Raw genomic sequence first — 15,103 nt, forward strand, 5'->3', positions numbered from 1 at the left:
CATCAACTTGAAAAACAGACAAACAGTATGCTCTTAGATCGTTTTTTCAAAGGTTCCCCACACTTTAACTTCTTTGTCTTCAACCATTACTTGTCCTTTGGCGATCACTGTTTCGATGGCTAAGGTTTCTTTGTCAAGTATACATAGATCAGCATCGTTCCCTACTTTGATTGTTCCTTTTCGCTCCAGCTTTAACACACGAGCGGGATTGACTGTGATTGCTCGCAAGGCTACTTCAAGTGGAATCTCTTCTTTTTCTACCGCTTCTTTGATACCTACCAGTAGTGATTTTGCGCTTCCGACACCCATACCAAGAAAGTGATTTTTTTCATCAAAATAAGGTAAACTTCCTTGTCCATCAGATGACATTGTAAAATGATCAAGGGAAACGCCAGCTTCGATCAACTGTTTTAAAGCTTTACTAAAGCGGACTTCCCCATCTGTTCGTTCCCAAAAATCAGGATCTTCGCTCGCTGTGAAGTCAATTGTCCCACCTTTTTTCGCAAACTCGATACAAGCTGTTAAAAGTTCTGGCGTGCGGTTGGCATGGGTAGGTAAAAATTGCGTAATCGGAATCTCGGTTTCCTCAACTACCCTTGTTAATAACTCTAGTTTACGTTTTCCTCCACCTAAATGGACATTGACGATACCAGCTTTACCAGACAACATGCCTCCTACTCGGGCATCAGCAGTTGCTCGAGAAAATTCTTCAAATGTGGGCTGAGATGATCGATGGTCAGAAACAGCAATTTCGCCAATTCCGATGATTTTATCAATTGTCAAAAAATCTTTGATGATTGAATCCGTAACCGTTTTGAGTGGTAACCGATAAGAACCTTCATAGACGTAAGTTGAGATCCCTTCTGCTTCTAAGCCTTTTCCCTTACTGATAAGCGCAGTCATGTCACGACCTTCACCATCTGTTCCCAAACACCCAACAACTGTTGTTACACCCGCTGTCGTCAATTGACTTAAAGTTACTTCTGGCGTACGATTTTGAAAACCGCCCTCTCCACCTCCACCTAAAAGGTGAAAATGGCAATCAATAAAGCCCGGTGTCAACACTTTCCCACTACCGGAAATTTCTTCCACTTCTAACTCAGCATAGCCACCGGTCAACGCTTCTTCAAGCGCAATAATTTTATCCCCAGCAATCAATACATCCATGACCCCTAAATAATCTGGTGCATAGACCTCAATTTGACGAATGATTTTCATTTGACTTCATCCTTTCTGATACCGATATTTTGGTTTTCTTTGTTTCAAAAGTAACTATTTTTAGTATAAAAAAGCCGAAGAATAATGAAAATAAGACAAACTATTTTCAGTCTCTTCGGCTTGCTTTCTATAAGTCAACTTTTTGGCTAGTAAGTTTGAAAAAGCATCGAGTTCCTCTGTCATCAGAAAAAACACCGTGCATACTTCACTAACCCTGACCTTAATAAATAGTATTCTTACTTCGCTATTGTAAGCCGATTGCTATCGCAATCATGATAAAGATAGTACCTAGGACAAAAAAGAATCCTTGCATTTTGATTTGGAATCTTGCCCATTTTGCCCACTCGATACGTGCAACACCTAAGACACCAATCAAACTAGCTGATACAGGGGTAAAGGCATCCATAAATCCAGCGCCTAATTGATAAGCTAATACAGCTACTTGACGAGAGACCCCTACTAAGTCAGCAAGTGGTGCCATGATTGGCATCGTTAACGCCGCTTGACCAGAATTGGATGTCACGACTAAATTAAACAGGCTTTGGAAAATATACATTGCCCACGCTCCGATAGCCGCTGGTACTCCTGCTAAAGCTGTACCGATACCATGTAGAATGGTGTTTAAAGCAGAAGGAACAGAAGCATCTGAGCCACCTAATACTAATAAGATCCCTTTTGCCATCCCTACAACGATTGCTGTTCCAGCTAAATCAGCAGCACCCGATTGGAAAGAAGAGGCAATATCATTGATCCGCATGCCATCCAATTTGAAGATTACTGCAATGATCCCTGCGACTAATCCCATAACAAAAAATTGTGAAGCAATTTCTGGGATATAATACCCTTCTTGCGTAACACCCCAAACGATCCAAACCAATACGATGAGCATTTCAAGTAAAATCAATTTGTGTCCCAACATAAACGCTTTTTTCTCGTCGGTTGTTTTTTTCAAATGACTTCTGAAATAATCATCTGATTTATACGTCAATGAGCTTTCAGGGTTTTTACGGATTTTCTCCCCATAAATCATCAAATAGCCAGCAGATAACGCTGTGATAACGACCCACATGATCAATCGGAACGTCGCACCCGATAACACTGGAATGCCAGCGATCCCTTGAGCAACTGCTACACTAAACGGACTCATCCAGGAAGTCGCATTTCCGACTTGAGAGGCGACATACGTGACTGTTACTGCAACGATCGAGTCATAACCAAGAGCTATCACAAATGGGACCATCACCATAGAAAAAGGAATGACTTCCTCTGCCATGCCGAATGTCGCGCCACCGAATGAAAAAGCAAAAAATAATAGCGGTAAGGCTAAACGCTCCAGTCCCCTTGTCTTACTGATGAAAGCATAGATCCCTGCATCAATTGCCCCGGTGCGCATGATAATTCCAAAAGCACCACCAACAACTAAAATAAGCGCAGCGATTCCGACAGCCGATCCATACTTGTCTCCTGAAACTAACCCTTCAAAGACAAAATTCAAAAATCCGAAACCACCAAAATCATCGGTCCCCCATACTCGAGCCGTTTTATGGAGTTTTTTTGAAGTATCATAAATGCGTTCGCCAAATTGGTCATAAAGTACATCATCTGTTAAAGAGATTTCATCTAACTTTTCTTGCGTTAATTTCTTTTCACCTTCAGAAATCACTTCTTCTAACCCTTTTTCAGGGACTTTTAATTTCTCTCTTTCCGTCGGATCATTTTGTAACTTCTCTAATTGATCAAATACATAGGAGCGATCCAAGGCATAAGCATAACGAAATGAATCTTGGCGTAATACAGTTCGCGTACTTGTTTCTCCATTTGCATCTTGGTATTCGATATCTTGTGTACTAAATTTTCCTGCTGGTACAATAAATGTCAGCAACCAAGCAAGGATGACCACTCCAAAAATGATGACATAAGTATGAGGTGTCGTCATTTTTGTGAGATCCCGTTTGGATTTCCCCGAAGACACTTGCTTCTTCACTATGAAGTCTTCCTTTCTATCTTTAAATTTTTATGAATAAAACAATCAATATCAGATTAGATTATACAGCAAAAAAACGCTAAACACATTAATTATCTATTAAAGCAATCTTTTTTATTTTTGTTAAAAACAACCCAAAAAAGTTAAATAACTCTCTTGTATTTTGTGACGCAAGCATATAATCAATTAGTTTCATATGATATCTTTACTTGTTTTATTATTTATGAAGAAAAACCAATTACATTTTATCATTTTTAAAATATGTATATTTTTTCAACATTCGATATAAATAGAATTTTTTATTCATTATTTATCCGAAAAAAAACGAATAAAAAAACAGATAGTGTATTAGAAAAAATAGCTGCTTCAGACTTTTTTTAATCTATAAACAATCTTCATTGCAATAATCATAACTAATGTACTATAATTGCAATGTAAAGAGTTTTGGGGAAGACTCTTTCATCAACGTGTATTAAGAGACAAAAAAGAATTCAAGTGAACTCTTTTTTGTCTCTTCTTTGTGATATTTTGCTTGTTTTAACTATTGAAAAAAGATGTTACCTTGCTCTAATTTTTACACTAACACTTAGAAATCGCCGAATGTTCCTAGTTTTATTCAAAGGTGTCCCTTTTTCATCTACTTCAAGGCAATGTTTCCATTCATTCTATTTTTACGTTCCCTAACGAATCAGCTGGCAGACTGTAAAATATAGGGTTTGCTGCAATAGTAATATGGTAGCGATAGAGGAACTATCACAAAGAGCAAGCTCAACTTCTGACAATGATAAAGCGGTATCATTCATTTGTGCATGGTTATCCAATACTAGGTCAGCAAATTCAAACAATCGCAACCCATTACTGTGTTGTGATTTGATACTTCGCGAGAGATCAAATCCAGTAACAATAATCAGTAAATGACCATTTGACTTGATCCATTGAGCTAACTCCACAATACTTGGATCCCTACCTTCATTGGAAAGAAGTAGAAAAATATCTGCTTGTTTGACAGAGAGCTGATCAATGATCGCTTTTCCTGTTCCTTCCAAAGTTTCATATATCCCATTTGCCGGATTTTCAATTAACTTGCCCGGTATCATTTCAGGTAAATGCTCCCAAAACTCAAATGCTATCCCGTTTAGTGTACGACTAGCAAAGATTTGTAAACGTCCACCTAATGAAACTTGACGAGCAATTAAAGAAGCAGCTTGAACCATCAAGGGTTCTTCGATTCTTAATTTCTTTTCTAGTCGCTGATAATAATCAAAATAGCGTAAACTCATTTATTTCTCCACCTTTAATTTCACAACAAAAACAGCAAGTGTGCTAAAACATAAAAAAAGAAATCAGTTAAGACGTATCAACCTTTTGCTTGAAAATGAAAGATAAAAAAAGGCATTGAGCATACTGCCCAATACCTTGACATAGTAAATAAACGAGCTACCGACCATCGAAAAACCGACACAAGGGTAGAAATCTCCCCAGAAATTAGGTACAATAAATACGGTCGATGCCTTGCATTGACTATGGCAAATGATCGGTCAGGGTGTATACGTGTGACTGGTCATTCCCTGATAGTTAGTTGCCGCTAACTATTAGGGAGCCTTTTTTTATTCTGCTGTTTCTATCTTCAATCATTTTAAGTAATCTATCAGACAAGTGCAAGTCCGAAAAAATAAAAAAACCATGGTCTGTTTTCTTGACATATAAATCAACTTTTTTTAACTGAACAAGAATCCTATCGTGATAGGATTCTTGTTTTTAGATTTATTTTTTATCAATGATAACAGCCAATATCTACTTAAATAAATAAATTTGCCGTCCACAATTAGACATGTCATGATCATTTTTTTGCTTAGCCTACCAGGATGACTCTCCCCTACTGCTTTTTGCTAACTCCCATTCCTTAAATGGTATACTCAGACCCTAAAACCAGACAAAAAAGCAACCGCTCATCCAAATAAAATGGATTTAACCAGCGATTGCTTTGTTCTAACGAAAAACTCAAGCGAGCAATAACCGTAGTTGCAAGCTACATAGATCAACTTTCTTAACTCACTGCTTTTAGCGTTTATCTGATCGTTTTGTTCTGCGATGAGAAGCCGTGTGTCTGCCTTTTTTGCCGATATGAACGCCTCTAAAGAAATAAGGGATAAAGATGATGAAATAACCTATGATAAATATCAAAGCAAAAATCATAGCTTCCCACGCACCTAAAGCAAGTTCAAGCATAACACTTAAAATAGAAATTGTTGCTAAATACCAGATAAAAATCAATAATTTCTCTTTTTTTCTAGCCATTTGAATGAAAACATATCCACAAATTAGCACCAATGGAGTCAAAAACAACCAGTTATTTCCTTCCATCAGCCATTTCAATCCATCAAGAAGTGTTTGACCGATTGTAATCAATTTTCCCATACAAAGCTACACACCTTTTCTGTATTTAAAAGTCAATTTTGCCATAACTCTTTTATATTACTACATAATAAGCAAAATGACGTTTATTTTAATAGCTAACAAAAAGTATTTTACTAAAATTTAAGCAACGAACTAGATAAGACCAAGTAAAAGTACCTTAGTTTAGAAATTATAACTCTTTACTAAGTTGTATCAGATACTCTTTAAGGGTAGCGCCGATTTCTGGATGTTGTAACCCATAATCAATATTGGTTCGCATGTAACCATATTTATCACCAACATCATATCGTCTCCCTTTAAAATTTCTTGCATAGACTTTTTGATGGCGATTTAATGTATCAATCGCATCCGTTAATTGGATTTCATTGCCCGCACCTGGTGTTTGCGTTTCGAGTATTGGAAAAATGTCTGGTGTTAATAAATAGCGTCCAATAATGGCAAGGTTACTAGGCGCCTCTTGAGGAGTAGGTTTTTCTACCATTTTTCTTACTCGATATAACCCAGTTTTTTCTTCCTCTCCAGGATCAATGATTCCATATTTTCCTGTATCTTCTGGCAAAACTTCCATCACTGCAATCGTTGATGAATGAGTTTCCTCGAAGTCCATCATTAGCTGTTTTGTCAAAGGGACTTGATCCACCATCAAGTCGTCCCCTAACATGACAACAAATGGTTCATCTCCTACAAATGCTTTGGCCTGAAGAACTGCATGCCCTAATCCTTTGGGGTAAGATTGTCGGATAAAATGAAGATTAACAGCTTCTGTTTCCTTGATGGTACTTAATAAATCGAGTTTTCCCTTCTCACGCAGATTTAATTCCAATTCAAGGTTAGCATCAAAATGATCTTCGATCGGACGTTTTTCTTTCCCAGTAACAATTAAAATATCTTCAATCCCAGATTTTAATGCTTCTTCAACAATGAATTGGATCGTTGGTTTGTCAACAATAGGAAGCATTTCTTTAGCCATTGCTTTTGTCGCAGGTAAAAAACGCGTGCCTAAACCACCTGCAGGTATGATTGCTTTCTTAACTTTCATACACCCCGTCCTCTCATTTCAATATAAGCCCTTAGCTTAATGAAAATTCATTCTCTATTTTACCATCTCGCAACATGATTTCTTTGGCTGCTTGTTTGATGTCTTCTCCATTATATAATACATTGTAGATTGTCTGTGTGATCGGCATCTCTACCCCTAGTTGTTCCGCTAATTCAACCGCAGCTTTAGTAGTAGAGACTCCTTCAACCACCATTCCCATATTCTCAAGTACTTCTTCTAATTTATGTCCTTGACCAAGCAAATTTCCTGCTCGCCAGTTACGAGAATGGACACTTGTACAAGTCACGATTAAGTCACCTACACCACTCAAGCCAATAAATGTCAATGGATTGGCACCCATTGCCACTCCTAGACGGCTAATCTCCGCTAATCCTCGAGTCATGATCGCCGCTTTTGCATCATCACCAAAACCTAATCCATGGATGGCACCAGCACCGATAGCAATGATATTTTTTAAAGCCGCACCCGTTTCAACTCCGATGACATCATTATTCGTATAAATTCTAAAATAATCATTCATGAACAGATCTTGCACATAGATTGCCGCTTGCTGATCAATGCTTGCAGCAGTAATGGTCGTAATATCATGAACAGCAACTTCTTCCGCGTGGCTTGGTCCAGAAAGCACGACGATTGCCTTTCTTTTTTCCTCTGGAATCTCTTCAGCAATAACTTCAGAAATGCGTTTATGTGTTCCTTGCTCTAACCCTTTACTTGCATGAATGATGATTGGTTTAGTATTCATTTTCTCAATCAATTCTTGAGCAACTGAACGAATGGCTTTCGTTGGTACAACGAATAAAACCGCATCGACATCCTTCACTGCTTCTGCTAATTCTTTATAACCGATAATCGTTTCGGAAATTTTTAGGTTAGGTAAAAATTGTTTATTTGTATGATACTGATTCATTTCATCGATTTGTTCAGGAACATTTCCCCAAATACGAACATCATGTCCGTTTTCTGCTAAGGTTTGCGCTAAAGCAGTCCCCCAAGAGCCTGGGCCTAAAACTGCAATTTTTTGTTTCATTGATATTCCTCCAAATAGTTGATAGTAACTATTATAGTATAGATACTCTAAATGTTGAAAACTATTTTTCCCGTTTTAACAGTTTGTTTAACACTTGACATTGTTGTATTAAGATACATTTTAATTTTATGTCATTCAAAGCGTTATAATTATCATATAAATAATCATTGAATCAACTAGAAAGGGGGGCTAGAATATGTGGTCTGTTACACCGCCATTTTAATTAATGTTTCAGTTATTTTTATTCCAGCGATATGGGTTGCATCGTTTGTCCCATCACTTTTGTACGATCGTTACTAAATGATAAAAGAAGAAAACACCAGAATTCAGATTGAACTGTGTGTTTTCTTCTTTTGTTTATTCTCTCATCCTGAACAACTGAAAATAACTATTTAGATCAGAGCATGTAAAATGGTTGCGTGGCTTATCTTATATTTTGATTCTGACAATTTTATGTAAAAAAATCAGAGTGCGCCTTATATGTCTATGTCCTCATTACATCCTCATTGTAATAGCCCTGACATACTGCACTCTGACTCTTTTTTTATTTTGTTAACTTTATTAACTGATCTTCAGCCATAATGCTAAAGCTACATCAGGTTCCCAACCGATTTGTCCCATGTGGATGTTACGACAACGGTAAAGATTTCCTTTATAGGTCACAATATCACTGATATTATATAATTTCCCAATTTTCCATTCTTCTGCTTGATTATCTGCTGTCGTTTTCGCTGTCACTTGTTGACTTTTCTTAGAAATACCAGAAATGTTAACAGCTGCTATTTGATAAGTATACGTTGTGTCAGGAGTTAAACCAGTATCTACGAAAGTTGGTGACTTCGTTATTGTCACTAGCGTTCCATTTCGATAGATTTCATAGCCGATGACCTCTTCTTTCGGATCATTTGCAGACCAACCGAGTGTCACAGAGTTTTGCGATACACCTTTTACTACTAAACCAGTTGGCATCGAAGGGGCTGGTAATTGTGAACCAGCTTGTATTCTGATCGTTAATACGTCAGACGATGTTGAGCGATTTCCTGATGTATCGACTGCTTCAACCGTAAATGAATAGGTTGTGTCAGGGGATAAGTTGCTCACCGTATAATTGGTTGTGTTACTAGTGCCAATGAGTTGTTTGTTTTGATAAATATTATAATGAGAAACACGCACATTATCAGTAGAAGCTGACCAGCTTAATGAAATGCTTGATTGCGTTGCAGTTCCTTTTAAATTTTCTGGTTTAGAAGGTTTCTCAGTATCTGGTACTTGCTCTTTGAACAATCCTTGATAAGCATTCGCAAACGACTGATTATAGGCAATCCCAGCTTTATTTCTGCCCTCGTCCCAATTGACACTCCATGTCATGATTCCTTTTAATGGCGTTTGATCTTTTGTCATTTGTTCAAATACTTGGTAGACCTTTGAAGGATCTTTAACATAGCCATTCGCTGCGGCATCTTCGTTAGCTGGGATCCCTAGAGCTAGTTTACTTGCCGGAATTTGGATAAAGCCACCGCTTCCTTCATTAAATGATTTTGAAATCCCGTACAAAAATTCATACTTTTTATTGTCATTGTTTTGGGCAATCCATTCCGTCCCAACACTGATCCCATCGCCTGCTTGATTATACAATTGAGGGGCAATAAAGTCATATTCATTTTGTAAAGCTGTAATATATGGTACATATGCTCCATTTGTTCTTAAGTATGGAAATTCAGGCGCCATTGAGATAATAAAATGTTTGTTTTCTTTCTTGTAATGCTCACGAACGATTTTTAATGCCGCCGGAATGACTGTTTGATTATCCCCAGCAGCCACCGCAGTTTGTTCCAAATCAATATCTAATCCATCAAAGCCATATACTTCTACTAACCGAATGATTTCATTCGCAAAAGCTTGTTCCTGGCCACGATGTAATTCAATATGTGAATCTGCTCCTCCTAGAGAAATAATGACTGCTCGCCCTTGCGCATTCAATGTTGCTACTTTTTCACGAAAGGCCTGATCCGTCATATTATAAGGTTTAAAAGTAGGAATCCCTTCTCCTTTCATAAACGAAACCGTCACTACATTGTAAAAAGGATTTATTTTGGCCAAATCAATGTCGGCTGGACGACCTCCTTGATAGCCTGCGCCTTGTTCCGCTTGCCAGTTATGATAGTATCCGACTGCAATTTGTTTATTCGCGAGGTCAGGCATCGTGTCTGCTGCATCAGCTGCAAAAACCGTCGTACCTCCACTTACTATTGCACTAAACACACCTACAGAAAATAATACTAGTTTTTTCTTCATCAAACCGCCTCCATTATTCTTTATTACATAACATATTACACCATCGATTAAAACGATTACAATTATTTGCATAGTATTGCAACACCCAAATAATCGATTACGCACTTTTTCTTTAAAAGCGCGCAAAAATGACGCTTTATTTAAATTTTATTACATTTGTGATATATTTAAAAAAACATCTACAATATATATAAAAAAACACTAGGAGGATAAAAATATGACTAACCATTCGTCTCTGATTCGTAAGTTAAGAAAAGAACGTGGCTTAACACAAGAACAGTTGACACGAGGTATCTCACAACGAGGAACCCTTGCTGCGTTTGAATCAAGAGGAACAAAGATCAGTTTTGAACTATTAGTTAACTACCTTGAACGAATGAACATTACTTTAGAAGAGTATCAATTTCTTCTTAATAGCAATTCACTTACGAATAAACAAAAATTGACCAACTATCTCATCTCATCCAAAAAAATCACTCACGAACAAGAATTAGAACTACTAAACGAATACGAAAAAACAGGCAGCATTTACTATCGTTTGATTTATGCCCAACGAAAATTGATTATGAACTACCTCTACAACCATACTGATACCAATTTGAAAATAGAAGAAGAAATTTTTGTGATCAAAAATTATCTTGAAAAAATTGAAACCTGGGGACATTTTGAACTAACGATTTTTTCAAACTGTTTGTTTATTTTTGATGATCAATACATCATCCATCTCTTTCAAACCAGTGTATCAAAAATGAAAACGTACATAGACGCTACCTACTATTCAGAACTTTTCTCTAATTTTATTCTTAATGGTTTACGCCTCTCATTTAACCGTCATTCTGCGATTCTTAGAAAACTTTTTCTATGCGAACTGAAAAGATTAACGCAAAACCACAAACAGTCAGTTGATCTTGCCCAGTATAAATTATTTGCGGCTTTGGATCGATTAGCAGATGGCGATCATTCAGCCATCTCGGAAATCGAAAAGGGGCTTCGTTTTTTTGAGTGGTTAGATTTGACTAATGCTAAAGAATATTTTAGCAATCTCAAAAATTCATTGATTGAAAGCAGTTTACAAAACAAAGCTAATTAACAATTACGAACCGGAAGATGTTATTTTTGTTGTAATGCTAGACAAACAATCTAAGCTTATTGTTCTCCCCGTTATACTAAATCCATGAAAAGAAAACCTTTTCATAAAAATTATTTGGAGGAAAGTTATAATATGAAAAAAAGTTCTTTATTAGGGTTAGGTTTGGTTTTAGCAACGACAGGATTGACAACATTATCTTCCGTCAATGTTTCAGCACATGGTTATGTTATCTCGCCAATTAGCCGTGCCTATCAAGGTCAATTGGATAAAGAAAACATTGGCTATGATTTCGCAGTTCAAAAATATGGTCCGATCATTAATGAACCACAATCACTAGAAGCTCCTCAGGGATTCCCTAAAGGTGGACCAGCAGATGGAAAAATCGCTTCTGCAAATGGTGCAAGAGGATTTGAATTAGATAAGCAAACTTCTAGTCTATGGACGAAACAAAATTTAACAGGGGGAGCGACAAAATTCACTTGGAAGTATACGCAATCACACCCAACTAGTAAATGGCATTACTATATCACTAAACCAGGTTGGAACCAGAATAAACCACTTTCTCGCAATGAACTTCAATTGATCGGCGAAGTCCAAGGAAAAGGTGCGCAAGCTAGCACGAGTCCAACTCACACCATTACGATTCCAAATGACCGGATAGGTTATCATGTGATTTTAGCAGTTTGGGATGTAAGTGATACATCAAATGCCTTCTACAATGTCATTGATGCGAATATCCAACCTCGTAGTATCTTAAATGATTTAAATGAATCCATGTGATTCTCTTTAACTGAACAATCAATCATTCTTCATTTTCTTTACTGTTTATTGAAAACATTTGCTCAATCTTTCCCACGATGGGTAGTTCTAGTATTGCTAGGCTCAACATCGTGGGATCTTTTTCGTTTCACTTTTGCCACTCATCAATAATAAGAGCGTATCAGAAAGAAGTTATCTTTTATCGAACGCTTTTTCATGATAGCGAACTGAGCGAACTTTTTTAGGAACCATACTTTTTTTGTTGCAATAACAAACAATATTTAACCCTCTTCTCCTATCGTTTTATACTATTTTTGTGAAAAAATTTATTTCACGTAATAAGCAATTGATGGAGGGAATCAAGATGAAAAAAAGTTTAGTCGTAGGATTAGGACTCGTTTTAGCAACAACTGGTTTAACTGCCTTATCGACAGTTAATGTGGATGCTCACGGTTATGTGGAGAAACCTATCAGTCGTGCCTATCAAGGAGAATTAGACAGTAGGAAGAATTGGCATGCAGCTCTTGAAAAATACGGTGAAATAATTACTGAGCCACAATCACTAGAAGCACCTAAAGGATTCCCAAATGGTGGACCTGCAGATGGAAAAATTGCTTCCGCAAATGGTGCCAAAGGATTTGAATTAGACAAACAAACTGCTACTATTTGGACAAAACAAAACCTTTCAACTGGTCCAACGAAATTCACTTGGTCTTATACTGCCGCGCATAAAACAGCTAAATGGCATTACTATATCACGAAAAATAATTGGAATCCAAACAAACCATTATCCCGCGATGAATTTCAATTTATAGGTGAGGTAGACGGTCACGGGAAAGATGCTGACACAAATCTAACACACACGATCACTATTCCAAGTGATCATCTCGGTTATCATGTCATCTTAGCCGTTTGGGATGTGAATGATACTTCAAATGCCTTTTACAATGTGATTGATGCGAATATCCAACCTCGTAATCTCTTAACTGACTTATCAAACAATTCATAAAAATTCTTCTATCAACATATCAACACACGGATCAAATCGCTCACTTGATCCATGTCATAACCAAAAAACATACCAGCATGAACCGTTTATTTCACTGACAGACGATTCATATTGGTATGTTTTATTTTATTATTTTACGAAATCGTTCCTCTTAGAACTGATTGTGTCGCTTAATACTCAAATTGACGGTAATATCTTCTGATTTCTAAGGGGTGACAATTTAATTGCTCGATATGCGCATCGATTCGTTGCGTCACCGCATGCATCAGCAAATAAGAAAGGACACGTCCACGATAACTTTCGTCAATTCCTTCAATTGGATAGTCTTTTGTATCAATCAATGTATAATTTGCACAGATTTTTGGTAATAGGTTTGCGACTCTTTCTGCAAGTACACGTTGTTCATCTTCTCCTAAGAACAACGTCACTGGTGTCGTTTCTTCAATCACTTCTAGCGTACCATGTAAAAATTCAGCAGCGTGGATCGATTTAGAAGGCAACCAACTTTGCTCTTCCCAATAACACATCGCATAAGAATAGACAGCGCCCCATTGGTTCCCAGCACCGATAAAATAGTGCATCGAATCGTGACGATGTTTTTCAGCAAACGCTAATCCAAAAGCATCTGCTTGTTTTTCGGCTTCGACTAAGCCAACTGCTAAGTGCTCTTCTAATTGTTGATAATAGGTTTCGTAGTCTTCAAATTCGCCATGATTATACATCAAACGATCTGCGACCATAAAGAATTTGATTTGTTCGGTTCCAGGTGCAGGATAAGTGATCGTATGGTCACAAAGTTCAGCGAGAATACTCTCTTTTGTATCAATAAACCCGATCAGTGTCGCACCCACTGTTTTGATTTCTTTGACTGCTTGCACGACTTCTTGCGTGGTACCAGTAACTGAAGACAAGACAACAATTGATTTTTCTGTTAGGCGTTTGTTGCCAGTTGTGTAATATTCTGCTGCATGTTGGACATAAACAGGTAGGTTACTTTTACCATTCATATAAGTCACAGCTTGCATCGCTGACGCGTAGGTTCCGCCGATTCCTAAATAATAAATTGCATCGAATCCCTCTCCCAATCCGTCAATGATTTGTTCCACTTGCGGACGTAAAGCTAGCGCCCCATTGATATCCTCGATTTGTTTTTGTTCATTGAATTTTAACATAGTCTCCACCTCTTAAATTTTACTTTTTAATACTTCATCAAAATCATCAAAAATTCTTTGTCCTAAATCGATCCCTTTGGCAGTCGCAATTTTATAAGCCAAAACTTGGATCGGTACAACTAAAGCTAAAACAGAAAGATCTTCTTCGCTAGTGATTCCCAGACTAAGCTGATTCTCAGTCGTTTCTCCTTCAGTCGTTACAACAATGACCTGTCCAACATATTGTTTCATGTATTGTGCTAATCGCTGGGAACGTTTTTGACTATCACTATCGGTTTCCAGGAAGAATAGGATGTGACCAGGATTGGCTTCTAAATACGGACCGTGCATGTATGCTTCTAATTCAAAGCCTTGGGAAGGTTCCCGAACAGTTTCTGTAAACTTGGTTTCAAACTCTTTTGCTGTTCCCCAATTCGGTCCATACCCGATCGCAATAAATCGTTTTGCTACACGAAAGAGTGCTTCATTTTTTTCAAAAAATTGTTCTGTTTGCGCAATGATCTGAGGAATTTTCATCACGATTTCTCTTAGTTGAACTAGTTTTTCTTCTTTTTGCGCTGCTGTTATTCTGTCTTTACTGGTTCCAATCGCTAGACCTAAGAGAATCAACTGAAGAACGGTTGCTGAATAGCCCTTGGTAACAAACCCCACTTTTTCCACGCCCATATTCAAGTCAATCACTTGATCCACTTCTTTGGTGATCGGACTTTGATCATCTCCAGTTAAAGCGATCGTCCGTCGTTTTGATGATCGGATCTTTCGAATGGCATCGACTGTCGAAGCACTTTTCCCACTTTGAGAAACAGCGATGACTGTATCAACTTCTTCTGACAATTTCCCATAATGATTAAAATGATAAGGTTCTTGGATATCCACAGTGATGTCTCCATAGCTTTCTAGTGCCGGCTTTGCAGCAAGACAAGCATTATACGAAGAACCTGTCGCCAGAATCAGAACGTGTTGCATGTTTTGATAAGACACATGAAGTGACGAATCATTCTTTTCAAGAATCGCTGATAAAGCTGTTTTTTCTTCATGAATATAATCAAGCATTGTGACCATCTTGTT

12 protein-coding genes are annotated in these 15,103 nt (G+C 37.5%); 3 read left to right on the top strand and 9 right to left on the bottom strand.

Annotation, left to right across the window (positions count from 1 at the left end):
- Positions 1-33: 33 nt before the first annotated feature.
- The 7 genes from iadA to IGK91_RS10045 all read right to left on the bottom strand — a co-directional run bounded on the left by iadA (position 34) and on the right by IGK91_RS10045 (position 10,005).
- The gene (gene iadA, locus IGK91_RS10015; protein WP_081123352.1) at positions 34-1,218 is read right to left on the bottom strand and encodes a beta-aspartyl-peptidase; all 1,185 of its coding nucleotides are present in this window, start codon (positions 1,216-1,218) and stop codon (positions 34-36) included.
- A gap of 244 nt (positions 1,219-1,462) precedes the next feature.
- Positions 1,463-3,202 (bottom strand): putative basic amino acid antiporter YfcC, encoded by a 1,740-nt coding sequence (yfcC, locus tag IGK91_RS10020; protein WP_010720745.1) that lies wholly within the window; start codon positions 3,200-3,202, stop codon positions 1,463-1,465.
- A gap of 680 nt (positions 3,203-3,882) precedes the next feature.
- Complete coding sequence (locus IGK91_RS10025) at positions 3,883-4,482, bottom strand: SIS domain-containing protein (RefSeq protein WP_081123353.1); 600 nt, start codon at positions 4,480-4,482, stop codon at positions 3,883-3,885.
- A 781-nt stretch (positions 4,483-5,263) separates the two neighbouring features.
- Positions 5,264-5,620, bottom strand: a complete 357-nt coding sequence (locus tag IGK91_RS10030) for a hypothetical protein (RefSeq protein ID WP_010720747.1) — start codon at positions 5,618-5,620, stop codon at positions 5,264-5,266.
- A gap of 169 nt (positions 5,621-5,789) precedes the next feature.
- Positions 5,790-6,659, bottom strand: a complete 870-nt coding sequence (gene galU, locus IGK91_RS10035) for a UTP--glucose-1-phosphate uridylyltransferase GalU (protein WP_010737186.1) — start codon at positions 6,657-6,659, stop codon at positions 5,790-5,792.
- Positions 6,660-6,690: 31 nt separating this feature from the next.
- Positions 6,691-7,710 carry an NAD(P)H-dependent glycerol-3-phosphate dehydrogenase gene (locus tag IGK91_RS10040; protein ID WP_010737185.1) on the bottom strand — a complete coding sequence of 340 codons (1,020 nt, stop codon included), beginning with the start codon at positions 7,708-7,710 and terminating at the stop codon, positions 6,691-6,693.
- A 561-nt stretch (positions 7,711-8,271) separates the two neighbouring features.
- Positions 8,272-10,005 carry a fibronectin type III domain-containing protein gene (locus tag IGK91_RS10045; protein ID WP_081123354.1) on the bottom strand — a complete coding sequence of 578 codons (1,734 nt, stop codon included), beginning with the start codon at positions 10,003-10,005 and terminating at the stop codon, positions 8,272-8,274.
- A gap of 217 nt (positions 10,006-10,222) precedes the next feature.
- Here IGK91_RS10045 and IGK91_RS10050 point away from each other — a divergent pair, with 217 nt between their 5' ends.
- The 3 genes from IGK91_RS10050 to IGK91_RS10060 all read left to right on the top strand — a co-directional run bounded on the left by IGK91_RS10050 (position 10,223) and on the right by IGK91_RS10060 (position 12,863).
- Positions 10,223-11,095: a helix-turn-helix domain-containing protein gene (locus tag IGK91_RS10050; protein ID WP_010737183.1), complete on the top strand. Its 873-nt coding sequence runs from the start codon at positions 10,223-10,225 to the stop codon at positions 11,093-11,095.
- A 132-nt stretch (positions 11,096-11,227) separates the two neighbouring features.
- On the top strand, positions 11,228-11,875 hold the full coding sequence (locus tag IGK91_RS10055) for a lytic polysaccharide monooxygenase auxiliary activity family 9 protein (protein ID WP_010737182.1): 648 nt from the start codon (positions 11,228-11,230) through the stop codon (positions 11,873-11,875).
- Positions 11,876-12,218: 343 nt separating this feature from the next.
- Positions 12,219-12,863: a lytic polysaccharide monooxygenase gene (locus tag IGK91_RS10060; RefSeq protein WP_010737181.1), complete on the top strand. Its 645-nt coding sequence runs from the start codon at positions 12,219-12,221 to the stop codon at positions 12,861-12,863.
- A 170-nt stretch (positions 12,864-13,033) separates the two neighbouring features.
- On the opposite strand, the gene IGK91_RS10065 is transcribed toward IGK91_RS10060, so the two are convergent.
- Positions 13,034-14,035, bottom strand: coding sequence for an SIS domain-containing protein (locus tag IGK91_RS10065; RefSeq protein WP_010737180.1), 1,002 nt, complete (start codon positions 14,033-14,035; stop codon positions 13,034-13,036).
- 12 nt (positions 14,036-14,047) lie between these two features.
- Positions 14,048-15,097: an SIS domain-containing protein gene (locus IGK91_RS10070; protein WP_010737179.1), complete on the bottom strand. Its 1,050-nt coding sequence runs from the start codon at positions 15,095-15,097 to the stop codon at positions 14,048-14,050.
- Positions 15,098-15,103: the final 6 nt, after the last annotated feature.

The sequence above is a fragment of the Enterococcus sp. DIV1208 genome (genome assembly GCF_050530455.1).
Taxonomy (GTDB): domain Bacteria; phylum Bacillota; class Bacilli; order Lactobacillales; family Enterococcaceae; genus Enterococcus_B; species Enterococcus_B hirae.